Here is a 21798-nt window from a genome sequence, read left to right on the forward strand (position 1 = left end):
TTGCTGATAGGGCTGTCCTTGCTGACGGACTGAACTTCCCCAGTAAAAAATAAAGCTGTCAATTCATTTTGACAGCTTTTGTGTCCTATTCTATTCTTTACAATTTTTACTTTGCATTTATCAGTGCTTTTTTAAAATCAATATCGCTGACGGAATCAGTAAAAGTGACTAATTCATCCCCGTTGCTTTTGTAAGTAATTAATAAACAAGAATTTTCTTCCGAAATAGCACCATGCCAATGATTGCTATTCGCTTTAATAGTAATCACTGTGTTAGAGGGTAAAAGGCGGGGAACGCTGCCTTCTTCTTGATAAATCATCGCTCCTTTAGTTACCAAAATGGTTTGTCCACAGGGATTTTTGTGCCAATTTGTTCGTGAACCAATAGGGAAAGTCAACTGTTCAACCATTGCAAAAAGATTGTCGTCTAAAATATTCAAATAAAAAGGTAAACCTGAATAAGCAGGTTTTTCGACTTTGTTTCCTTTATTAAACATTATTGACCTCCAAACTTTTTAAAAACTCGATTCACCAGAGGTGGAATTAAACGAGATAAAATGAGCAATAAAAGATAAACAATTGCCCAGGAGCGCAACCACAGGAACCATGGGAAATTTGTAAATCCAAGTTTGAGAATATTGAGATTGATATAAAATAAAGAAAACGAGATAATCATTGTTGTAAGAACAAAACTAATCTGTTTTTGTAAAAATGTGTGTGACATAAAAACTCCTTTGTTTTGTGATATACTCAGTATAAACTTTCAAGTGAACTTGAAGGCAAGTAAAAAAGATTGGATAGCATGTATAAAATATCAGAAGTCGCAAAGCAAACAGGATTAACGACTGCAACCTTGCGTTATTATGAACAAATTGGACTTTTACAGACGAAAAGAAAAACCAATCATTACCGAGAATTTGATGATTCTGACCTTGACTGGCTGAGATTTATCGAAAATATGAAAAAAACGGGCATGAAACTTTCTGAAATCAAATATTTTTCTGATCTCAAACAATTAGGTGCAAAAAGTCGTCAGAAAAGATTAGAGTTATTAGAAGAGCAGAAAGTAGAATTAATCGAAAGAATAAAAGAAATTGAACAAAGTTTGAATTTTTTAGAAGAAGCTAAAGCACTGACAAAAAACTGTTGATAGGAGAAAATTGATGACAAACTACATTGCAAAAATTGACCGACCAATTGGAACAATTCATCATGGGACAGTTTATCCAATAAACTATGGATACATCGAGGGACTTATCGCAGGAGACGGCGAAGAACAAGATGTCTATATTTTGTCCAATTTACCTGAGAATCAAAAAGCTCTCAAAACATTCACTGGAAAACGCATTGCTATTGTTCACAGAAAAGATGATGTTGAAGATAAATGGGTATTGACCAGTTTGGAAGAAAAATTTACAAATAAAGAAATCGAAAAGGCAGTCCATTTTCAAGAGCAATATTTTGATAGTGAAATTGAAATGGTAGAATAAAAAATTACTGACAGGTCAATGCGACCAAGCCACAAACTCACATCATAGATATGAGTTCAGCTTGTCCAAGAAGTCAGGTCGCTAAAGCAACCTCTCTATGGCAGAGTGAGCATTGAATCGGTAGATAAAAAAGCTGACAGAATTTCTGTCAGCTTTTTTTCATACTTGTCAGTAATTTTTATGTTTCAACATTAGTTAAAGTGAGCCGCTAAAGTTTCTGCAAAAGCTTCAAGATGGGCTTCGTCTTCATCTTCAGGTGACAAATCGACACGAACGAGCTCTGCTCCTTTAGTTGCCCCTGTTTTTTCAAATTGCGCTTCAAACATATCGACGCAGATACAGAAATCATCATAGAAAGTATCGCCTGAACCGAAACAACCGTAAATTTTACCAGATAAATCAACCTCAGCTAATTCTTCGTAAAAGTCAACAATTTCGTCAGGTAACTCACCGTCACCGTAAGTGTATGTTCCAACGATACAAAGATCAGCATCAGCCATATCATCAGCATCAACAGAAGTACATTCATCAAGTTCTACTTCAAAACCTAATTCTTCAAGTTTATCAGCGACAATATCGGCACAAGCTTCAGTATTTCCTGTCATACTTGCATATACAATTTTTGCTAAAGGCATTTTTCACTCTCCTATAAGATACAAGGAACGTATAGATTTTACGTACCAAGCTCAGTTAATTGATTAATATTTGTCTATCTATCATTGAGATAATTCAATTCAATTATAACAAAATTCAAGTGAAATCAAAGCTAAAAACTATGAATATTATTTCACGCTCTTCTTTTGTGAGAGGAATATTGCTGGAATAGCAATCACAATTAAAACAATTGAAGAGACAAGAAAACCAAGTTGATAACCATTAAGTGTCACTGCTTTTTCAACAGAAGTTTTTGCAGTCGCAATAACCGTGGGTGTTAAAGTGCTATGTAGAGCCGCTAATTGATGCAGTTTAGTCGTCATCTGTCCAGCAATTTCTGATGTTACAACCGCCGTAACAACTGCCGAGATAACGGCTGAGCCAAAAGATGAACCGACATTTTGAATGATTCTTTGACCTACTGATGCCCCAGGAATATCTTGTTTATCTAAACCAATGAAGATATCAGTCATCATTGGCATTTGCAGGCCACCAATTCCCATTCCGCGAATAAATAAAACCAGTCCTAACCAAATTAAATTAGTATTTTCTTAAACGAAAATGAAAGGAACCGTTCCTAGAAGGGAAATGGCAAGAGAAACAAGCACTACAGGTCTTGCTCCAAGTCGGTCAATCATCTTCCCAATCAAAGGGCGGGTTGCCATCATTCCAAGACCTTGGGGAATTAACATCAAACCTGCTTCAATGGCTGTAAATCCTTTGGTATTTTGGAAAAAGAGAGGAAGAAGAAGCATAGGACCATTAGAAGCAATTCCAGCTAGAAAAATTCCTATATTTGCTGCAGTAAAATGTTTAGATTTGAAAAATCTTAAAGGAAGAACGGTATTATTTTTCCGAATTTGATTATAAATTCCATAAATAATAAATAAAGCTAAACCAATGAGGACAAAAGTAATCATTTGACTATTGAAAAAATTTTTAGCATTCGTTGAACCTTTCATCATGCCATATATTAATCCAACAGAGCCCCCAGCAAGAAGAAGGGTACCAAACCAGTCCAATTTTGCTTTTGGATTAAAAGGTTTGAAAGAACTTAGATAAAAATGATTAAGTAAAACAGCAATAATAACAACTGGAATATTGACATAGAATATCCAATGCCAATTGGCTCCAGAAACAATAGCACCACCAAGAACAGGACCGATGATTGGGCCAAGAATAATCGGTGTAGAAACAACGGCCATTAACTGACCAAGTTTATCAGGAGGTGTAATTTGCATCAGCAAGGTGGTCATCAGTAAAGTAATGAAACCTGCAGAAAATCCTTGAACGGCTCGGAAAATGATAAAACTATCAATATTCCAAGCAATTCCCGATAAAAAACTAAAAAGTCCAAAACTAAGGAGAGACCATTGCATGACTTTTTTTCCGTCAATATGATTGACCACATAGCCACAAACAGGTACGGCTACAGCAAGGGCAAGCACATAACCTGTGATTGCCCATTGAATCATGTCAAGAGAGGTATGTAAATCACTTTGTAATTTGTTAATTGCAATATTGACCATGGTGGAGTCAAGCATGGGAGCAATTGCACCAACAACTAGTATCCAAGCATTTCGAGTCAACTCTTTTGGTAATTTTTCTTTTTTTGATTTTGCCATAATGGCTTCCTTTCTTTTCGCCTAAGCGAAAGCTAAGTCTTGATAAACTTAGGAAAATCTAAAAATTTCAATTAAGATACATTTTGTACCTTATTTACAAAAGATATTATAAAACTTAAAGTTTTATTTGTCAACAATAAGATTCTTTTTGTATCTAATTTTGGTTTTTGGTATTAGATAAGAATGATGATATAATATAAATAAGAAACAAGAGGTCTCTTATGCTTGAAGAAAAAGTAAAAAAAACGCCACCCCAATCTCGAAGAAGAGGAAGCGAACTTAAAGAAGCAATTTATAAAGCGGCAATTAATATTTTAGAAAATGAAGGTTATGAAAAAGTAACCTTTCAAAATGTTGCAAAAGAAGCAAAAACGACCCGAAGTGTACTTTATCGGTATTGGAATGATGTTTTTGACTTAATTTTTGAAGCCGTACGTTTTAATATTTCACAAAATCCTAAATGGCGTGGGAATGTCATTGATCAAGAAATCAATAAAGGAAGCTTACGGCAAGATTTGATTGAACTTTTAACTTTTATGAGAGAAAATTTTTTACTCTATCCTAAAGGTTTTCTAGCTTTCGTCTCATTTATGCAATCTCAAGGAAAAAATGTTCTTGAATCGACCGTTGGCAATGTTCTTCCAAGCAATCTGATTATCATGGAACGTTTACTAGCCAGAGCTCAGGAAAGAGGAGAAGCGCGTGAAAAAATTGGACAATCAGCCAAAGTTCTTCCTTTTCAAATGACTCGATATCATATGTTGCTTGAGGGCCAATCAATGAATGATGAACAAATCAAAGAATTGGTCGATGAAGTTTTACTTCCGATTTATATAAAAAACACCAAGTAATGGTGAATTTTATGGTAAAATAGAGTGTATTTATACTAAGCAAACTCGGATTGATTAGAAATAATTAATTGAATTGCTCAGCATTTCAAATCATTTTGAAAAGGCTCATGATTGTCGAAGAAAATTCTTATAGATACAGGCATAAATACTATCTCATAAGAATTCAGTAACCCCAGTAAATAGCTATTTATTTTTCGATGAAGTATGAGTCACTTCAAAATATTAATTTAAATAAAAAGAACTGAGTCTATTCTCAGGACTTTAGAAGGAAAGAATAAATTGATTACATTAAAATCTCAACGTGAAATCGAACAAATGGAACGCAGTAGTAAAATTTTGGCAGATATCCATATTGGTCTTCGTGATTTGATTAAACCAGGTATCGACATGTGGGAAATTGAAGAATATGTCCGCAAAGTTTGTAAAGAAAAAAATGTTTTACCTTTACAAATTGGTGTAGATGAAGGAAATTATAATCCCTTCCCTTATGCTACTTGTTGCTGCTTGAATGATGAAGTTGCTCATGCTTTTCCGCGTCATCAAATTTTAAAAGAGGGTGATTTGATTAAAGTCGACATGGTACTTGGCTTAGTTGAAGACGGCTCTGTTGATGTTTCAAAACTTGACTTTGATGATGCTGAGTCAATGGTTAAATATCAAGAAGAATTTCGTGGTGGAGTGGCCGATTCTTGTTGGGCTTATGCTGTAGGTGAAGTTTCTGAGGAAGTAAAAAACTTGATGGACGTTACTCGTGAATGCCTCTATCTTGGTATTGAACAGGCTAAAGTTGGAAACCGCATTGGAGATATTGGGGCAGCGATTCAAGAATATGCTGAAAGTCGTGGCTATGGTGTCGTTCGTGACCTTGTAGGACATGGTGTTGGCCCAACAATGCATGAAGAACCAATGGTTCCACATTATGGACGTGCGGGTCGTGGTCTTCGTCTTCGTGAAGGAATGGTTTTAACCATTGAACCAATGATTAACACTGGGGGTTGGGAAATCGATCATGATGGTGAACGAGGTTATGTGACTTTTGATGGAAGCTTATCTTGTCAATATGAACATCAATTTGTCATTACCAAAGATGGTCCAGTAATTTTAACTTCTCAAGGGGAAGAGCGGACTTATTAAGAAGTAAAAAAGGAAAAAGCAGATGAGAGGAAAGATGAAAAAAAGTCTACAAAAAATTGGTGAATTAACGACAACTTTCATGACTTTTTTCAAAAGTTCAGAAATGAGTCTATCCTCAATTGCCGTTGCTTATTATCTCTTGCTCGCAATTTTTCCTTTGGGCTTGATTATTGGAAATATTTTACCATTCTTACATATTGATACTTCAGGTTTATTGAGCTTTTTATCTGAGCAGCTTCCTAGTGATGTTTATCAAGGAATTGAACCAGTCATTAATAATCTCTTAAATCAAAGAAATACTGGATTACTTTCACTTTCTGTTTTGGCAGGTTTTTGGACCTTTTCAAGGGCTTTATCTGCTTTACAGATGTCGATGAATAAAGCTTATGAAGTTTTTAATCATCGCGATTTTATTGTCAGTCGAGTAATTGGTTTAGCTGCAGGATTTGCGATTTTACTCTTTCTCTATTTCTCAATTGTCCTTTCAACTTTTGGACAATTAATTTTAGAGCAAGTTCATCGTATTTTCGCTTTTGATGATCATTTGTACCGCACTTTGCATAATATGACCCTGCCAGCGATTGCTGTAGCGACTTTTTTGTCTTTGATGATGCTTTATTTTATTCTACCGAATGTCAAAATAAGAAAATTAAGATATACGATGCCCGGAACAATTTTTTCGACCTTTGTTTTAGTTTTTCTGACAAACTGGATTGCTAAGTATGTTAGTTTTGCTTTGCAACGATTGGATGACTTGAAGTTAATTGGGTCATTGGTTGTTTTTGCTCTGATGATTTGGTTTATTTTCATTGCCCGAGTTCTAATCATTGGTGCCATACTAAATGCTGTCTACCAAAAAACAAAAGTTGGTAAGATTGAAACACGTCGCGGTGAAATCGTTGAATTCATCAAGGAAATTAGAAAATAAAAAAATACTGACAGAAAATCTGTCAGTATTTTTTGTTCGCCGATTCAATGCTCACTCTGATCGCATTGAACTGTCAGTAGTTTTTTTAAAAAATAATTTTCTTAATCATTAATCTTTTTATCTTCTTTAAAGACAAAGAATTTTGAATAGAGATAGTTAATGACAATAATTAGAACTTGAACGACTAGATTGAGGCTAGCCACCATATTGTTTTTAGAAAGTCCAAAAAGGTTCATCAAAATATCTGGATGTTGGTCAATAAACCACCAGTTAATAAAAATAGAAACGAGCAAGAGAACAATCCGGCCAGAAGTAAAATTGATGAAATCACGTAATAAATTGGTTGATTGATGCTTAAATACAAAAAGTTTATTCGTGAAAAAAGCGAAAATAATACTTGAAGCTTGGGCAGCAGTTTCTGAGCCCCAGCCAGAATGCCATGCTTGCCAAGTTAACCATTTGACAAGAGCATAGACAGCAGTTGCCAAAACACCAAAAATAAGATATCTTACCGTTTCGGATTTTAAAACATTCATGAGTTTTTTCATGTCGTAATTATATCATACTCTTTTCTTAGACTCCACTAAAAATAGAATTTTCATAGCATGAGTAGATATTTCAAATAATGTAGGGAATAGGGTATAATAACAAAATAAATATAGTAATATAAATAAAAAGAAATGAGAATGGTTTTTGAATCAAATGATGAAAAAAATAATTGTTTTATTGCTCATCAGTGGCTTATTTTTGGTCACGCCTCATGCTTTTGCAACAGCAGGAGGATACCGAGGGGGAGGAAATAGAAGCACAAGAACTGGTGGTAATTTTGGAGGTGGAAACACTAACAGCGATTATCATAATACTGGTTCCAATAATTATAGCTCTAATTCTGGAACATCTAGAATGGGAAGAAGATATAGTAGGGGAAGGATTTGGGAGTGGCTGATTGTGCTTGTTGGTCTCGGACTTTATTTTGTAAGAAATAAAGTTAAACTTCCTTTTAAAAAAAGAGATTATCATCAAGAAAAGACAATAAATGATCCGGCTTTAGCACAAGGAATAGAAGAAATTTTTCTTAATGTTCAAGAAGCTTGGGATAAACAAGATTTACAAAGCTTATCACCATTTTATGGCGATCAATTGTATGAAAAGCATCAAAAAGTTCTTGAAAAAATGAGAAATAAAGGTCAGATTAATCATACGCGCAGTGCTATTTTAGATGGTATCACGCGTTATAAGGAAATAAAAGATAATCAATTTGAAGTTGACCTATATTTTGTAGCTATTGACTATCTTGTTTCTATTGATTCTGGTCAAATTATTTCGGGAAATAATCAATATCGAAGAGAATTTAAACAACGCTGGACTTTTAGTGGTCAAAAAGGAGCCCTTCGAGTTGAAAAAATGAGAGAATTTAAAATCTAACGATTATTTAAATTAGAATAGAAAGAAGAAAATGATTGTTTATCTATTAGCTTTATTAGCAGTTTGGAATCTTATTGTCTTTGTGTTTTATGCGGTCGATAAGTACAAGGCACAGCAGCACTTATGGAGAATTCCAGAGAAAGTTTTACTTGCTCAAGCACTTTTAGGTGGAGGGATTGGAGCACTTCTAGCTGGGCATCTCTGTCATCACAAAACAAGAAAATGGTACTTTAATCTTTCATGGTATCTGGGCCTACTTGTAGATGCTGTCCTCCTCTTTTTAATCATCAAATTCTTTGTTAATTAATAATGAAATTTCATTTTTTTAGAAAATAAAATGTGATTTTTGTCAGTCATTAATTAAGACAATCCATTGACATTTCTGACTTAAAAATGGCATAATAGAGGCATGCCTAAACAACGATTTTACTCATTTATGATTGGAACGGTTATTGAAGCTTGGATTTTCAGCTGGGCCTTCCTTTCTGCTTCGTGGTTTTTAGCCACATTTTTCGGCTTCCTTTTGGTGCGCCGAATCTTCCTTGCTTATCGCTTGGATAAATTTATACGTGAGATGAAAATGTGATTTTTTATCACAATTTTTATTATAAAAGTACTGACAAAATTTGTGGAGACTTGTAAGTAAAAAAACACGACATTATTCTCTAGCAACTCTGTCAGTTATTCTTAATTTATGAAAAAATAAGGGAGAATTAAAATGGCGGTTTCAGTTCAAGACTTACTTGATAAAATTCACTTTCATGTGATTTACTCAACAGAAACAGCATTACAAAAAGAAATTACAACTTCCGAAATTATGCGGCCAGGTTTAGAAATGGCTGGTTATTTTGATTACTTCACCCCTGAGCGAATTCAGCTTTTTGGGATGAAAGAGTGGTCTTACATGATGACTGTAGTTGGAGATAATCGTTATGACCTCTTGAAAAAGGTCATGGCCAAAGAGACACCAGTTGTAATCGTTGCGCGTAATTTAGAAATTCCAAGTGAAATGGTTGCAGCAGCTAAAAAAGCAGACATTGTCTTGCTTCAATCGCGAGAAGCAACCAGTCGTTTAAACTCGGTTTTGACTTCATTCCTTGATGAACGATTAGCAGAAAGAACCACAGTTCATGGTGTTCTGATGGATATTTTTGGTGTTGGTGTGCTGATTCAAGGTGCGAGTGGGATTGGTAAATCTGAAACAGGTCTTGAATTAGTTAAACGAGGTCACCGATTAGTTGCTGATGACCGTGTAGACGTTTTTCAACGAGATGCTTTTACGCTTTCTGGAGAACCTGCAGAAATTTTACGCAATATGATAGAAATTCGTGGCGTTGGGATTATTGACGTGATGAGTCTTTTTGGTGCAGGTGCTGTCAAGGATTCAACGGATATTGATATGGCTATCTATTTAGAATATTACGATAAAGAAAAAGCTTTTGATCGTTTGGGAAATGCGCCGACAATCGTCGAATTTTCTGATGTTGAAGTGCCTCAAACGCGTATTCCTGTAAAAACAGGGCGTAATGTGTCAGTGATTGTTGAAGCGGCAGTCATGAATTTCAGAGCTAAACAAATGGGCTTTGATGCCACTAAAACTTTTGAAGACCGTCTAACAGACTTAATCAGTCACAACAAAGAATCACAATAAAACTTAGAGGTAACTGACAGACAGAAATACTGTCAGTTAAAATAGAAAACTGATAAAAACTATGAATAATTTATTTCCTTTTTTAGCTCTGGATAAAATTGCTCTCCAATTAGGCCCTCTTGCTATTCATTGGTATGCCATTTTTATCGTGGGTGGTGCGGCATTAGCGGTTTGGTTAGCGTGTAAAGAAGCACCAAAACGAAACATAAAGGTCGACGATATTATTGATTTTGTGCTTTTTGCTTTTCCCTTAGGAATTGTTGGAGCAAGATTATATTATGTAATCTTCCAATGGTCTTATTATAGTCAGCATCCGTCGCAAATTATTGCAATGTGGGATGGTGGGGGAGCCATTTATGGGAGTTTAATTGCTGGAGCGATTGTTCTTTTTGTCTTTAGCTACTACCGCATGATCCATCCTTTAGATTTGCTAGATATTACTATACCTGGTGTTTTCCTTGCTCAAGCAATGGGCCGCTGGGGAAATTTCGTAAACCAAGAGGCTTACGGTAAAATTGTTTCAAATTTAGATTGGCTTCCACCATTTATTAGAAATCAAATGTTTATCGAGGGCCATTATCGAATGCCCACTTTCTTATTTGAAAGTATTGGAACCTTAAGTGGATTTATTCTGGTTATGGTCTTTAGACATCGTATCAAAGGTTTGAAACGAGGAGATATTTTTAGTTTTTATCTCGTTTGGTATGGGGCAGTGCGCTTTATTGTTGAAGGGATGCGTACTGATAGCCTAATGTTGGGCCCAGCACGGGTGTCGCAATGGTTGTCAGTTTTATTAGTGATATTAGGAATTATCCTATTTGTTTATCGTAGAATTAAAAAAAATTAAGAAGGCTATCCTAAGGGATTGCCTTTTTGTCATAAAAAAATGTAAGTAATATTAGAAAATGGCGCAACAATTTGTTATAATGAGGTAAAATAGAATCGCTTTCATCCAAATGAAAGAAGATTAAAAAATGGACATAGAGTTTTAAGTCCGAATAAGAGGAGGAAACGTGGGAAATATTGCATTATTGATTATCGCGATAGCATTTGCTGTATTGGTAGTCTTCTTGGTTATTGTATTACATAAGGTTTCGAAAGTTGTAGAAGAAGCGAACCGTACTGTTAAATTAGTATCGAGTGATGTGGACGTACTGCTTCATCAAGCCGATGGAATCATGACTAAGGCTAACACTTTGCTTGATGATGTTAATGGGAAAGTCGCCACGATTGACCCCTTGTTTACAGCAGTTGCTGATTTATCTGAAAGTGTTTCAGATATTAATGCCTCAAGCCGTAAGCTTGTAACACGCCTTAATCGAGGTTCAACAAAACGAAAAACAACTTCAGCTTCGGCTGTTGTACTTGCCAAAACAGCGAAAAAATTCTTTGTCAAAAAAGATAAATCTGAAGCTGGTGTAAAAGTAAATTAAATTACTTACATAAAGAAAGGACTTAACCGATGTCAAAAAAAACAGGATTTCTAGTTGGTGCTTTAGTTGGAGCCGCAGCCGCTTTATTTTTAGCTCCTAAAAAAGGCAGCGAACTCCGTGAGGAAGCTGGGAAAATTTATGATGATTTAAAAGAAAATCCCCAAGAAACGTTGACAGGGATGAGAGATACTGCTCTTGATTTTTCAGCTGAAAAATTTAATGAAATTAAAGAAAAGTTTGATTCAGGAGAGATTTCAGCAGATAAAGCTAAAGATTTCTTGCTTTCAAAACGTGATTTAATTATGGAAAAAGTGGATTCAGGAGAACTTTCTAAAGAAACTGTGATTGACTTTTTCAATGATACAAAAGATGCTGTCGTTGAAAAGATTAATTCAATGAAAGAAAGTGGTGAAGAACTCTTTGATGAGGATGAATCTGACCTGTCTGATGAAGCTGCAGAAGTAGTAGCTAAATTCAGTGATGCAAAAGATGAAGTAAAAGAAGATATTGACACTCAATCTCTTGCAGAAGAAGCAAAGAAAATTGCTGATGAAGCCAAAGAATTAACAAATTTTCCTGATGAAAAATAATAAAATTCAATCTGTCTTTTAGACAGATTTTTTGATATGTAAAACATTTACACACCTAACTATGGTAATTGGAAATAAATTGCGTTATACTATATAATATATAAAATAAAAGAAATACTCTGGAGGATTTCAAATGGCACAAGCAAACTTTGGTGTTGTCGGAATGGCTGTAATGGGTAAAAACCTTGCACTCAATGTTGAGTCACGTGGATATACCGTTGCTATCTACAACCGTACGACTTCAAAAACTGAAGAAGTTTATAAAGAACATCAAGATAAAAATCTTGTTTTCACAAAAACACTTGAAGAATTTGTCGGAAGTCTTGAAAAACCACGTCGTATCATGCTCATGGTTCAAGCGGGAGCTGCTACTGATGCAACCATCAAATCACTCTTGCCACTTTTGGACAAAGGCGACATCTTGATTGATGGTGGGAATACTCATTTCCCAGATACAATGCGTCGTAATGCTGAACTTGCTGACTCAGGAATCAACTTCATTGGTACTGGTGTTTCAGGTGGAGAAAAAGGAGCGCTCTTGGGCCCTTCTATGATGCCTGGTGGACAAAAAGAAGCTTATGATTTAGTAGCTCCAATTTTTGAACAAATCGCAGCTAAAGCTCCTCAAGACGGTAAACCATGTGTTGCTTATATGGGAGCCAATGGTGCGGGACACTACGTTAAAATGGTTCATAACGGAATTGAGTATGGCGACATGCAATTGATTGCTGAATCTTATGACCTTTTGAAACGTGTTCTTGGACTTAGCAACGCAGAAATTCAAGCCATTTTTGAAGAATGGAATGAAGGCGAACTTGATAGCTACCTCATCGAAATCACAAAAGAAGTATTGAAACGTAAAGATGATGAAGGCGAAGGCTATATCGTTGATAAAATTCTTGATAAAGCAGGAAATAAAGGAACTGGTAAATGGACTTCAGAATCTGCCCTTGACCTTGGTGTACCACTTCCATTGATTACAGAATCAGTATTTGCTCGTTATATTTCAACTTATAAAGATGAACGTGTTAAAGCAAGCAAAGTTTTGTCTGGCCCAGCTCTTGATTTCTCAGGCGATAAAAAAGAAGTAATCGAAAAAATCCGCAAAGCGCTTTATTTTTCAAAAATTATGAGTTATGCTCAAGGATTTGCTCAACTTCGCAAAGCTTCTGAAGAATTTGATTGGGACTTGCCATATGGTACAATTGCTCAAATTTGGCGTGCTGGATGTATCATCCGTGCAGAATTCCTTCAAAATATTACAGATGCTTTCAATAAAGATAGCGAACTTGAAAACCTCTTGCTTGATGACTACTTTGTAGACATCACAAAACGTTATCAAGAAGCTGTACGTGATGTAGTTTCCCTTGCTGTTCAAGCAGGAATTCCAATTCCAACATTCACCTCAGCAATCAGCTACTACGATAGCTACCGTTCTGAAAATCTTCCTGCAAACTTGATTCAAGCTCAACGTGACTATTTCGGTGCTCACACTTATGAACGGACTGATAAAGCAGGAATCTTCCATTACGACTGGTATACAGAAGACTAATTTAAAAATATTCAATCAAAAGCTAGAGTTTTCTAGCTTTTTTTCTTTTAAAGATTAGTGGTATTTTTTGGACCATTTTTTAACAAAAAATGGATAAAATGTTATATTATTAGATAATCAAAATGTGCTTAGCTTATTTTGAAAAAAATGATTGCAACTAGAGAAAGTTGAGGGAGCTAAAATGGGTTATCAACATAATCGCTCATTTAATAAGGCGACAGGCGCAGGTTTCATTATCGCAATGGGAATTGTCTATGGTGACATTGGGACAAGTCCTCTTTACACAATGGAATCCATTGTCCAAGGTCAAGGAGGGCTTGAACGAATTTCGGAAACCTCAATTATCGGGGCTCTGTCATTGATTATTTGGACCTTGACTTTGATTACAACGGTCAAATATGTTTGGATTGCTTTAAAAGCGGATAACAATCATGAAGGTGGGATTTTTTCCCTATTTACTCTTGTTCGTAAATATGCAAAATGGTTAATTATCCCAGCGATGATTGGTGGAGCTGCCTTGCTTTCTGATGGTGCTTTAACACCGGCTGTTACAGTTACTTCGGCAATTGAGGGATTGAGGTCTATTCCAGCTTTTCATGAAGCTTTTGGTCAGCAACAATTACCAATTGTCGTTATAACGTTGGCGATTTTGGCAATTCTGTTTTTGATTCAACGTTTTGGAACTTCGATCGTTGGTAAAGTTTTCGGACCAGTGATGTTTATTTGGTTTAGTTTTCTTGGGATTACAGGCCTGATTAATCTCTTTGGCGATTTTTCAGTCCTTCAAGCAATCAATCCTTACTGGGCCATTCATTTACTCTTAAGTCCAGAAAATAAAGCAGGAATTTTTGTCCTTGGTTCAGTCTTTCTAGCGACGACAGGGGCAGAGGCTCTATATTCTGACTTGGGTCACGTGGGCCGAGGAAATATTCATGTTAGCTGGCCATTTGTTAAAGTTTGTATTATCTTATCATATTGTGGACAGGCGGCCTGGCTTTTACAAAATCGCGGAAAATCATTAGGTGATATTAATCCATTTTTTGCAGTTTTACCTCAAAGCCTGATTATTTTTTCTGTGATTCTAGCGACTTTGGCAGCAATTATTGCTTCCCAAGCTTTAATCTCTGGTTCATTTACATTGGTTTCTGAAGCCATTCGCCTTAAACTACTCCCAAGATTGAGAATCAATTATCCGGGGGAAACCTTTGGCCAATTGTATATTCCAGCGGTAAATCTGGGCTTATGGCTCGCGGCAAGTTTTATTGTTGTCTACTTCCAAAGTTCTGCCCACATGGAGGCCGCTTATGGCTTAGCGATTACGGTCACCATGTTAATGACAACAATTTTATTAACGGTTTATTTAGCACAACATCAAAAAGTCAAAAAGGTATTCGTTGTCCTCTTTTTCGGTGCTTTTATCTTCATAGAAGGATTATTTTTTGCAGCCTCTGCTGTAAAGTTCCTGCACGGTGGTTATGTGGTTGTGGTTTTAGCTGCCCTCATATTATTCGTTATGGCAATTTGGCACAAATCTGACCAACTTTTCTATAAATACCTCAAATCTTCTAATCTTAATGATTACAAAGAACAAATGAATAAGCTGCGAAAAGACGAATCCTATGATCTTTATCATACAAATGTTGTTTATTTGACGGCCAAAATGGATAAAGAATGGATTGACCGTTCAATCTTGTATTCAATTTTAGATAAACGACCTAAGAAAGCCGAAGTATACTGGTTTGTGAAGGTTAATGTCACAGATGAGCCTTATACTTCTGAGTATGAAGTGGATATGTTGGGGACTGATTTTATCGTTTGTGTCAATCTCTATCTCGGTTTTCACATGCGTCAAGAAATTCCACGTTATTTGCGCACAATCGTGACTAATTTGATGGAATCAGGGCGTTTACCACAACAGCATCAACCTTACAGTATCATTCCCGGACGGAAGGTTGGCGATTTCCGGTTCATTCTCTTAGAAGAAAAGTTGATTAATGCAAGACAAATGCCAGCTTTTGAACGGTTCGTTCTTCAAACAAAGGAGCAAATAAAGAAAATTACGGCTTCGCCGGCGCGTTGGTTTGGACTCCATTTCTCAGAAGTTACAGTTGAAACGGTTCCTTTAGTTCTTTCAGACGTCAGAAATTTGGAAATTCACGAGCGAATTTCAAAGGAAAATGAAGTGGAAAATCTGTCAAAATAAATAAGCAAAAAGCTTGGTTTTGATTGATATAGTAGTGTTTTAGAAGAATAGTGTATTTTATATAAAGCTGCGAGAAATAAATAAATGTAATTTCTCACAGTTTTTTTTGAATAAACTGGGGATAATCTGCTATAATATAGCTATTAAAAAACGAGCTAAGCTTCGTTTTATTTATTTGACTATTTTCGCTGAAGAAAGTTGAGGAGTTATAAAAGTGGGTCAAGTACACTTACATAATCGGTCGTTTAACAAAGCGACCTCTGCGGGATTCCTGATTGCATTAGGAATTGTTTATGGTGATATTGGAACAAGTCCTCTTTATGCCATGCAGGCTATTGTTCGAGGACAGGGAGGATTAGCAAATCTTTCTGAAAGCTTTATTTTAGGGGCTGTTTCTCTTGTCATTTGGACTTTAACGCTAATCACAACAGTTAAGTATGTTTTGATTGCATTGAAGGCTGATAATCATCATGAAGGCGGTATTTTTTCACTGTTTACGCTTGTTAGACGAATGAGAAAATGGCTGATTGTGCCAGCAATGATTGGTGGAGCAACATTACTAGCAGATGGGGCATTGACCCCTGCTGTAACGGTCACATCAGCAATTGAGGGATTAAGAGGGGTAACTCATGTTTACTCCAATCAAACAACGGTCATGGTGACCACTTTGATAATCCTTGCCTTTCTCTTTTTAATTCAGAGGTTTGGAGCAAGTTTGGTCGGTCGTTTGTTTGGACCAATTATGTTCATCTGGTTTGGCTTTTTGGGCGTGAGTGGGCTAATCAACTCATTTCTTGACTTATCAATTCTTAAGGCGATTAATCCTTATTATGCGATTCATTTATTATTTAGTCCGGAAAATAAGGCTGGTTTCTTTATCTTGGGTTCAATTTTCTTGGTAACAACCGGGGCAGAAGCACTCTATTCTGACTTAGGACATGTAGGTCGCGGAAATATTTATGTCAGCTGGCCATTTGTTAAGATTTGTATTATCTTATCTTATTGTGGACAAGGGGCTTGGCTTTTAGCTCACCGTGGTGAACATATTGAAAAGCTTAATCCTTTCTTTGCCGTTTTACCTGATAATATGGTCATTTATGTTGTTATCTTGTCAACGCTAGCCGCGATTATCGCCTCTCAAGCACTGATTTCAGGTTCCTTTACTTTGGTCTCTGAAGCGATTCGTTTGAAACTTTTACCTTTGTTTAAAATTTATTATCCAGGGCAAACTTTGGGACAACTTTATATCCCAGCAGTTAACTTTGCACTTTGGGTAACAACTTCCTTCTTTGTTTTGTATTTTAAAACTTCAGAACATATGGAAGCCGCTTATAGTTTGGCGATTACAATCACTATGTTAATGACAACGACTCTTTTGACTTATTTCTTAATTCAAAAAGGGACGCCAAAAATTGCGATTGCTTTTATTTCCATTGGTCTCTTTTGTATTGAAGGCTCGTTCTTTGCGGCTTCCTTGGTACAATTTATCAATGGAGCATATATTGTTGTACTGATTGCTTTGGCAATTATCTTTGTGATGTTTATCTGGAATAAGTCACATAAGATTGTTATGAAATACATTAAATCTTTGAATATTAATGAATATAAGAATCAATTGAATGCTTTGCGTCATGATGAATCTTATGACTTATATCAAACGAATGTGGTTTATCTGACGAGTAAAATGGATCATGAATGGATTGACCGTTCTATCTTGTATTCCATCTTAGACAAACGGCCAAAACGTGCGGAATGCTATTGGTTTGTTAATGTGAAAGTTACTGACGAACCTTATACTTCTGAGTACAAAGTTGATATGATGGATACTGATTTTATTGTTCGAGTGAATCTTTATCTTGGATTCCGTATGCGTCAAGAAGTTCCGCGCTATCTACGAACTATTGTGACGGATTTGATGGAATCAGGTCGCTTGCCTCGACAACATCAACACTACAGTATCACTCCAGGACGTAAAGTTGGTGATTTCCGCTTTGTCGTTGTTGAAGAAAAATTAATGAATGCACGACAAATGCCAGGTTTTGAACGTTTTGTTCTTCAAACGAAAGCACAAATTAAGAGAATTACTGCCTCACCAATTCGTTGGTTTGGACTTCAATTCTCGGAAGTAACAGTTGAAACGGTTCCCTTGGTTCTTTCAGATGTGCGTAATTTGGAAATTCATGAGCGTTTAGAGCAAGTAGATGAAACAGAAGCTCCTGCAACAAATTAAAAAACTTACTGACGATTCTGTCAGTAAGTTTTTATTTTTGTCAGTAAAAATTTTAGCGTGCAAGTCGTTTTCGAGCGGCTTCTTTTCGTTTTTGAGCGATGAATTCAGCCTTGTCAGCTGAGGGAAGATATCCTTTTTTCTTGGCAATCAAGAGGGCAGTTCCAGCGACAAGAATTTCGACTGATTTTCCAATGAGGTAACCTTGGATAAATTTATTTTTCATTTGCGGGTCTCCTTTAATTTTTATTTAAAAATCATTATATTATCATTATAAATCAAAAAATGTGAAAACGCTATCGAATCACTTCTAAAAATGAAAGATTTTTTAATCTTAACCGGTTAAGGTTAAGATTAGGCACATGTGATATATTAGTATCAGTTGTAATAAATAAATGAAAAAGAAAGAAGGTAAGAAATATGACAATTATAGGTGTAAAAATTGATCAGAAGTTTATGAGGGACTTACTCATCCTGATTATAGGTGTCGGCCTTTATGTATTATCTGTTCAATTATTCGTCATCCCCAACCGTTTAGCAAGTAATGGTGTCGCTGGTTTCTCTGTACTTATGGATTTTGTTTTCGGCATCAACCCAGCCTTGACTTTCTTTTTGGTAAATGTACCCCTCTTTATTTTCGGGGGACGTCTGCTTCCACGTAGAATTTTACTTTTAAGTATTCCCGGAGCTCTTGCAATGAGTCTTTGGTTAATGATTTATGAAGCATTGGGTGTTACTGGTTTTCAATTCTCACATGTTATTTTTGCCGGGATTTTTGATGGAATTTTATCAGGCATCGGTGCCGGTCTAGTCATCATTTCGGAAGGGACTTTTGGCGGCTCTATCCTACTTAGTCGAATTTTAGAAGAACAATGGGATTTTAAAATCGATAAAGTCTTATTCTTGGTTGACGTCGTTGTTCTGAGCGTTTCCTTATTGACTTTCTTGTCTCTTCCTAACTTTGCCGTTACTCTCCTATCATGCTACATTTTTAGTAAAATGACACTGATTGTTGGGCGGGAAGATTATCGAAAATCTTTGATGTCACGTGGAAAGAAAATTTACCAAAAAGTGTTTGCGGCTTAAGAGACTGTAAAATATATTATAAAGTTACTGACAGAATGGTCAGTAACTTTTTTTCTGGTCAAAGCTTGAATTTGCTGATTATTTCTGAAATAATAGAGATTGGAAATCGTGAGAGTGAGTTAAAGATATAAATGAAAAATAATAAAGTTTTGGTTGTTGTTGGACCAACTGCGGTGGGTAAAACGGCACTAGGCATTGATTTAGCTATAAAAATGAATGGTGAAATTATTTCTGGTGATTCACAACAAGTGTATCAGGGATTAGATATTGGGACAGCGAAAGTAACAAAAGCTGAACAAGCCTTAGCAGTTCATCATTTGATTGATGTTCGAAAATGGACAGAGAATTTTTCGGTTCATGATTTTGTGATGGAAGCCAATCGATTGATTGAGGAGATTATTGAACGTGGGAATGTCCCGATTATTGTTGGTGGGACAGGACTCTATATTCAGTCACTGATAGAAGGTTACCATCTGGGAGGTCAAGAAAATCATCAAGCAATGATGGAACTTCGAGAAACATTATCGGCTTTAACTGACGAAGAGCTCTTTGAAAAAGTTCTTAAATTAAATCCAAATTTTCCTGAATTGAATCGCAGACGAGCGATTCGCTTTTTGGAGTTGCAAACTTTTGGTTCAACTTACGAAAATAGTGGCTCTGATTATCATTTTTTATTAATTGGCTTGAATGCAGAGCGAAAAGTGCTCTATGAAAGAATCAATCAGCGGGTAGAGCAAATGATGAGCGAAGGGCTTTTGGATGAGGCAAGAACTCTATTTGAAAAGGCACCCGATGCTCAAGCAGCAAAAGGGATTGGTTATAAAGAATTTTTCCCTTACTTTGCTGGCGAGATTAGTTTAGAAGAAGCAGTTGAATTAGTCAAGCGTAATTCCAGACGTTATGCTAAAAGGCAATTGACTTGGTTCAGAAATCGAATGGAAGTCGAATTTGAGGATGTCTTTTCAGAAACATACCCTGATTCAGTTTTTGAGAAAGTGACTCAATTTTTGAACTGACTCATTTTCGTAAAAATGTTATAATGAAAATGATTGAAAAAGGACATTATATCTGACTGACAGACTTTAAATCAGTCAACTTATTTTGCTGACAAAAAGATTAGAAGTTTGTCAGTAATATTTTAGCAAAAAAGGAGAGAGAAGATGAATGATAAAAAATGGATAGATTTGGGAATGAAATATGGTGGATTCATGGCTCAAGATCAAATTTTTTTAGAAAATAGATTAGCCACTTTAACTGATGTCGCCGATAAACGACTTTTGGTTACTCCGCCAGCATCGGTATTGAATGCTTATTTTGCTGAACTTTATCAAAAACGCTCGCCCAAGGATGCGACAGACTATTTCTTTGAGCTTTCTAAGGCCTTTGATATTTTTGAAGAAAACCCAGATTTTCAACTTGAAGGAAAAGTGGGTTCTGAACATTTCCGTTTTATTCGACTCAACCTTTCAGGCAAATCATTTGGTTTTTCTTATAAAAATGAAGCGGAAGAAGCGCTTATCTTTAGTGAGTTTCCAGTAAAAATTACAGCTGAATTGATGTTTGAAATTGCACAAATTTTTCCACACTATCTATTGATTGAAGAAGATGGAAAATTGCAGATGAAACCTGCTCAATTCCAAAGTGAATTTGAGAAAGTGAAGGACGTGACAGCCTTGACCGAGCAAGCGGAAAATGAAGAATATATCCGTTTATCAGGTTATAATATTGAGGATTTATTGGAACAAGCACAGGAAATTGGCTTTTTAAGTCCTTTGTGCTATGGACGAGATGGACGAAAACATTTGGTTTATATTACAAAAGGCTTTTAATCATTGATGAATTAGCTGCCTAAAAAATTGCAATTCTCTCCAATAAGTGATAGACTATTTGAAAACGGTTACTGACAAAGACATTATCATTAAAAAACTAATTATTTAATTTTACTGACAGATTGATCAGCGACTGATGAGAGGCTACAAGGAGGAACTTTTCATGGATATTATTATTTTTCCACTCGTTATTTTGGCAATTGTTTTACTGATTCTTATCTTTAGTTTAAGTACAATTGTCTTCGTCGTGAAGCAACAAACGGTTGCTATTGTTGAGCGTTTTGGTAAATATCAATTTACTGCAGGCCCAGGTTTTCATTTAAAACTACCATGGGGAATTGACCGAATTGCTGCGCGAATTCAATTACGCCTTTTGCAAACAGAGATGACTGTTGAAACAAAAACAGCAGATAACGTCTTTGTTACGATGAATATTGCTACACAATATCGAGTAAACGAACAATCAATTAAAGATGCTTACTACAAATTGATGAACCCAGGTGAACAAATCAAAGCCTATATCGAAGATGCACTTCGGTCAGCTGTGCCAAAGTTGACTTTGGATGATGTCTTTGAGAAAAAAGATGAAATCGCTCTTGAAGTTCAAAAAACGGTTGCTGAAGAAATGCAAACATACGGATACATTATTGTTAAAACTTTGATTACTAAAGTTGAACCAGATGCTGAAGTTAAGCAATCTATGAACGAAATCAATGCGGCTCAACGTAAGCAAGATGCTAGTCAAATGTTGGCTAATGCTAATAAAATACAAGTTGTGACGGCAGCCGAAGCCGAAGCTGAGAAAGACCGCTTGCATGGTGTTGGGATTGCCGAACAACGTAAAGCAATCGTTGATGGTTTGGCTCAACAAATTACTGAAATCAAAAAACTTGGTGTGGCACTTGATGAAGAACAAATTATGGCGATTTTGCTGACCAACCAATATTTGGATACTTTGAACCAATTTGCTGCGGGTGGAAACTCAACCATCTTCCTTCCTAGTGGAGCTGAAGGAGCAGAAAGCTTGCGAACCCAGATTTTATCAGCAATAAAAGCAGGAAAATAAAAAGAAAAAAGAAAGTTATCAAGAGATAGCTTTTTTTATTTTGCTGAGTTTCTTC

Annotated in this window: 26 protein-coding genes; 19 read left to right on the forward strand and 7 right to left on the reverse strand. The window is 35.9% G+C overall.

The genetic code is table 11. The features are described 5' to 3' along the window. Positions 1 to 106 precede the first annotated feature (106 nt). A complete protein-coding gene (locus RSC39_RS10425) occupies positions 107 to 496 on the reverse strand; it encodes a cupin domain-containing protein (protein WP_063281453.1) in 390 nt (129 codons plus the stop codon). Then, complete coding sequence (locus RSC39_RS10430) at positions 496 to 723, reverse strand: hypothetical protein (protein WP_063281452.1); 228 nt, start codon at positions 721 to 723, stop codon at positions 496 to 498. The genes RSC39_RS10425 and RSC39_RS10430 overlap by 1 nt, the downstream gene beginning before the upstream one ends. A 78-nt stretch (positions 724 to 801) precedes the next feature. Here RSC39_RS10430 and RSC39_RS10435 point away from each other — a divergent pair, with 78 nt between their 5' ends. Next, positions 802 to 1149, forward strand: coding sequence for a MerR family transcriptional regulator (locus RSC39_RS10435; RefSeq protein WP_011834597.1), 348 nt, complete (start codon positions 802 to 804; stop codon positions 1147 to 1149). A 13-nt stretch (positions 1150 to 1162) separates the two neighbouring features. Continuing rightward, positions 1163 to 1489, forward strand: coding sequence for an inorganic pyrophosphatase (locus RSC39_RS10440; protein ID WP_332537041.1), 327 nt, complete (start codon positions 1163 to 1165; stop codon positions 1487 to 1489). A 191-nt stretch (positions 1490 to 1680) separates the two neighbouring features. Here the strand turns inward: RSC39_RS10440 and RSC39_RS10445 are convergent, their stop codons facing one another. The 3 genes from RSC39_RS10445 to RSC39_RS10455 all read right to left on the reverse strand — a co-directional run bounded on the left by RSC39_RS10445 (position 1681) and on the right by RSC39_RS10455 (position 3768). Beyond that, entirely contained in the window at positions 1681 to 2124 is a 444-nt protein-coding gene (locus RSC39_RS10445) for a flavodoxin (RefSeq protein ID WP_011675748.1), read from the reverse strand. 147 nt (positions 2125 to 2271) lie between these two features. Continuing rightward, positions 2272 to 2646, reverse strand: coding sequence for a hypothetical protein (locus tag RSC39_RS10450; protein ID WP_332537043.1), 375 nt, complete (start codon positions 2644 to 2646; stop codon positions 2272 to 2274). Between the two features lie 48 nt (positions 2647 to 2694). Next, the gene (locus RSC39_RS10455) at positions 2695 to 3768 is read right to left on the reverse strand and encodes a DHA2 family efflux MFS transporter permease subunit (RefSeq protein ID WP_332537045.1); all 1074 of its coding nucleotides are present in this window, start codon (positions 3766 to 3768) and stop codon (positions 2695 to 2697) included. Between the two features lie 221 nt (positions 3769 to 3989). Here RSC39_RS10455 and RSC39_RS10460 point away from each other — a divergent pair, with 221 nt between their 5' ends. From RSC39_RS10460 to RSC39_RS10470, 3 genes are all read left to right on the forward strand, one after another. Then, complete coding sequence (locus RSC39_RS10460) at positions 3990 to 4619, forward strand: TetR/AcrR family transcriptional regulator (protein WP_332537047.1); 630 nt, start codon at positions 3990 to 3992, stop codon at positions 4617 to 4619. 279 nt (positions 4620 to 4898) lie between these two features. Beyond that, positions 4899 to 5753: a methionyl aminopeptidase gene (locus tag RSC39_RS10465; RefSeq protein WP_332537049.1), complete on the forward strand. Its 855-nt coding sequence runs from the start codon at positions 4899 to 4901 to the stop codon at positions 5751 to 5753. A gap of 34 nt (positions 5754 to 5787) precedes the next feature. Further along, positions 5788 to 6681, forward strand: a complete 894-nt coding sequence (locus tag RSC39_RS10470; protein WP_332537051.1) for a YihY/virulence factor BrkB family protein — start codon at positions 5788 to 5790, stop codon at positions 6679 to 6681. A gap of 101 nt (positions 6682 to 6782) precedes the next feature. Here the strand turns inward: RSC39_RS10470 and RSC39_RS10475 are convergent, their stop codons facing one another. Continuing rightward, a complete protein-coding gene (locus RSC39_RS10475; protein WP_011675753.1) occupies positions 6783 to 7229 on the reverse strand; it encodes a GtrA family protein in 447 nt (148 codons plus the stop codon). Between the two features lie 154 nt (positions 7230 to 7383). Here RSC39_RS10475 and RSC39_RS10480 point away from each other — a divergent pair, with 154 nt between their 5' ends. The 10 genes from RSC39_RS10480 to RSC39_RS10525 all read left to right on the forward strand — a co-directional run bounded on the left by RSC39_RS10480 (position 7384) and on the right by RSC39_RS10525 (position 17765). Next, on the forward strand, positions 7384 to 8106 hold the full coding sequence (locus RSC39_RS10480) for a TIM44-like domain-containing protein (protein ID WP_332537075.1): 723 nt from the start codon (positions 7384 to 7386) through the stop codon (positions 8104 to 8106). Positions 8107 to 8137: 31 nt separating this feature from the next. Then, entirely contained in the window at positions 8138 to 8413 is a 276-nt protein-coding gene (locus RSC39_RS10485) for a DUF1294 domain-containing protein (RefSeq protein ID WP_063281446.1), read from the forward strand. Between the two features lie 102 nt (positions 8414 to 8515). Further along, positions 8516 to 8692: a DUF3272 family protein gene (locus tag RSC39_RS10490; RefSeq protein ID WP_011675756.1), complete on the forward strand. Its 177-nt coding sequence runs from the start codon at positions 8516 to 8518 to the stop codon at positions 8690 to 8692. 132 nt (positions 8693 to 8824) lie between these two features. Continuing rightward, positions 8825 to 9757: an HPr(Ser) kinase/phosphatase gene (gene hprK, locus RSC39_RS10495; RefSeq protein ID WP_011834603.1), complete on the forward strand. Its 933-nt coding sequence runs from the start codon at positions 8825 to 8827 to the stop codon at positions 9755 to 9757. Between the two features lie 61 nt (positions 9758 to 9818). Then, on the forward strand, positions 9819 to 10604 hold the full coding sequence (lgt, locus tag RSC39_RS10500) for a prolipoprotein diacylglyceryl transferase (protein ID WP_014573041.1): 786 nt from the start codon (positions 9819 to 9821) through the stop codon (positions 10602 to 10604). Positions 10605 to 10770: 166 nt separating this feature from the next. Then, positions 10771 to 11190 (forward strand): DUF948 domain-containing protein, encoded by a 420-nt coding sequence (locus tag RSC39_RS10505; protein ID WP_011675759.1) that lies wholly within the window; start codon positions 10771 to 10773, stop codon positions 11188 to 11190. A gap of 29 nt (positions 11191 to 11219) precedes the next feature. Then, on the forward strand, positions 11220 to 11780 hold the full coding sequence (locus tag RSC39_RS10510; protein ID WP_011675760.1) for a YtxH domain-containing protein: 561 nt from the start codon (positions 11220 to 11222) through the stop codon (positions 11778 to 11780). Positions 11781 to 11913: 133 nt separating this feature from the next. Then, on the forward strand, positions 11914 to 13332 hold the full coding sequence (gene gndA, locus RSC39_RS10515) for an NADP-dependent phosphogluconate dehydrogenase (RefSeq protein WP_014573039.1): 1419 nt from the start codon (positions 11914 to 11916) through the stop codon (positions 13330 to 13332). A gap of 181 nt (positions 13333 to 13513) precedes the next feature. Beyond that, complete coding sequence (locus tag RSC39_RS10520; RefSeq protein WP_332537056.1) at positions 13514 to 15535, forward strand: potassium transporter Kup; 2022 nt, start codon at positions 13514 to 13516, stop codon at positions 15533 to 15535. Between the two features lie 214 nt (positions 15536 to 15749). Next, positions 15750 to 17765, forward strand: coding sequence for a potassium transporter Kup (locus RSC39_RS10525; protein WP_011834607.1), 2016 nt, complete (start codon positions 15750 to 15752; stop codon positions 17763 to 17765). 52 nt (positions 17766 to 17817) lie between these two features. Here the strand turns inward: RSC39_RS10525 and RSC39_RS10530 are convergent, their stop codons facing one another. Then, the gene (locus RSC39_RS10530) at positions 17818 to 17988 is read right to left on the reverse strand and encodes a DUF3042 family protein (protein WP_011675764.1); all 171 of its coding nucleotides are present in this window, start codon (positions 17986 to 17988) and stop codon (positions 17818 to 17820) included. Positions 17989 to 18182: 194 nt separating this feature from the next. Between RSC39_RS10530 and RSC39_RS10535 the strand changes: the two genes are divergently transcribed. The 4 genes from RSC39_RS10535 to RSC39_RS10550 all read left to right on the forward strand — a co-directional run bounded on the left by RSC39_RS10535 (position 18183) and on the right by RSC39_RS10550 (position 21743). Beyond that, positions 18183 to 18848 carry a YitT family protein gene (locus RSC39_RS10535; protein WP_011675765.1) on the forward strand — a complete coding sequence of 222 codons (666 nt, stop codon included), beginning with the start codon at positions 18183 to 18185 and terminating at the stop codon, positions 18846 to 18848. 131 nt (positions 18849 to 18979) lie between these two features. Beyond that, positions 18980 to 19864, forward strand: a complete 885-nt coding sequence (gene miaA, locus RSC39_RS10540) for a tRNA (adenosine(37)-N6)-dimethylallyltransferase MiaA (RefSeq protein ID WP_332537059.1) — start codon at positions 18980 to 18982, stop codon at positions 19862 to 19864. Positions 19865 to 20008: 144 nt separating this feature from the next. Further along, positions 20009 to 20677, forward strand: coding sequence for a hypothetical protein (locus RSC39_RS10545; protein WP_011675767.1), 669 nt, complete (start codon positions 20009 to 20011; stop codon positions 20675 to 20677). Between the two features lie 163 nt (positions 20678 to 20840). Continuing rightward, positions 20841 to 21743: an SPFH domain-containing protein gene (locus RSC39_RS10550; RefSeq protein ID WP_063281442.1), complete on the forward strand. Its 903-nt coding sequence runs from the start codon at positions 20841 to 20843 to the stop codon at positions 21741 to 21743. Positions 21744 to 21798: the final 55 nt, after the last annotated feature.

This window comes from Lactococcus sp., from assembly GCF_036648155.1.
In the GTDB taxonomy this organism is placed as follows: Bacteria; Bacillota; Bacilli; order Lactobacillales; family Streptococcaceae; genus Lactococcus; species Lactococcus cremoris.

Excerpts from the sequence above, each read along its gene's own strand:
- RSC39_RS10425 (WP_063281453.1), bottom strand. The coding sequence starts at position 496 with ATGTTTAATAAAGGAAACAAAGTCGAAAAACCTGCTTATTCAGGTTTA.
- RSC39_RS10430 (WP_063281452.1), bottom strand. The coding sequence starts at position 723 with ATGTCACACACATTTTTACAAAAACAGATTAGTTTTGTTCTTACAACA.
- RSC39_RS10435 (WP_011834597.1), top strand. The coding sequence starts at position 802 with ATGTATAAAATATCAGAAGTCGCAAAGCAAACAGGATTAACGACTGCA.
- RSC39_RS10440 (WP_332537041.1), top strand. The coding sequence starts at position 1,163 with ATGACAAACTACATTGCAAAAATTGACCGACCAATTGGAACAATTCAT.
- RSC39_RS10445 (WP_011675748.1), bottom strand. The coding sequence starts at position 2,124 with ATGCCTTTAGCAAAAATTGTATATGCAAGTATGACAGGAAATACTGAA.
- RSC39_RS10450 (WP_332537043.1), bottom strand. The coding sequence starts at position 2,646 with ATGGGAATTGGTGGCCTGCAAATGCCAATGATGACTGATATCTTCATT.
- RSC39_RS10455 (WP_332537045.1), bottom strand. The coding sequence starts at position 3,768 with ATGGCAAAATCAAAAAAAGAAAAATTACCAAAAGAGTTGACTCGAAAT.
- RSC39_RS10460 (WP_332537047.1), top strand. The coding sequence starts at position 3,990 with ATGCTTGAAGAAAAAGTAAAAAAAACGCCACCCCAATCTCGAAGAAGA.
- RSC39_RS10470 (WP_332537051.1), top strand. The coding sequence starts at position 5,788 with ATGAAAAAAAGTCTACAAAAAATTGGTGAATTAACGACAACTTTCATG.
- RSC39_RS10475 (WP_011675753.1), bottom strand. The coding sequence starts at position 7,229 with ATGAAAAAACTCATGAATGTTTTAAAATCCGAAACGGTAAGATATCTT.
- RSC39_RS10480 (WP_332537075.1), top strand. The coding sequence starts at position 7,384 with ATGATGAAAAAAATAATTGTTTTATTGCTCATCAGTGGCTTATTTTTG.
- RSC39_RS10485 (WP_063281446.1), top strand. The coding sequence starts at position 8,138 with ATGATTGTTTATCTATTAGCTTTATTAGCAGTTTGGAATCTTATTGTC.
- RSC39_RS10490 (WP_011675756.1), top strand. The coding sequence starts at position 8,516 with ATGCCTAAACAACGATTTTACTCATTTATGATTGGAACGGTTATTGAA.
- hprK (WP_011834603.1), top strand. The coding sequence starts at position 8,825 with ATGGCGGTTTCAGTTCAAGACTTACTTGATAAAATTCACTTTCATGTG.
- lgt (WP_014573041.1), top strand. The coding sequence starts at position 9,819 with ATGAATAATTTATTTCCTTTTTTAGCTCTGGATAAAATTGCTCTCCAA.
- RSC39_RS10510 (WP_011675760.1), top strand. The coding sequence starts at position 11,220 with ATGTCAAAAAAAACAGGATTTCTAGTTGGTGCTTTAGTTGGAGCCGCA.
- gndA (WP_014573039.1), top strand. The coding sequence starts at position 11,914 with ATGGCACAAGCAAACTTTGGTGTTGTCGGAATGGCTGTAATGGGTAAA.
- RSC39_RS10520 (WP_332537056.1), top strand. The coding sequence starts at position 13,514 with ATGGGTTATCAACATAATCGCTCATTTAATAAGGCGACAGGCGCAGGT.
- RSC39_RS10530 (WP_011675764.1), bottom strand. The coding sequence starts at position 17,988 with ATGAAAAATAAATTTATCCAAGGTTACCTCATTGGAAAATCAGTCGAA.
- RSC39_RS10535 (WP_011675765.1), top strand. The coding sequence starts at position 18,183 with ATGACAATTATAGGTGTAAAAATTGATCAGAAGTTTATGAGGGACTTA.
- miaA (WP_332537059.1), top strand. The coding sequence starts at position 18,980 with ATGAAAAATAATAAAGTTTTGGTTGTTGTTGGACCAACTGCGGTGGGT.
- RSC39_RS10545 (WP_011675767.1), top strand. The coding sequence starts at position 20,009 with ATGAATGATAAAAAATGGATAGATTTGGGAATGAAATATGGTGGATTC.
- RSC39_RS10550 (WP_063281442.1), top strand. The coding sequence starts at position 20,841 with ATGGATATTATTATTTTTCCACTCGTTATTTTGGCAATTGTTTTACTG.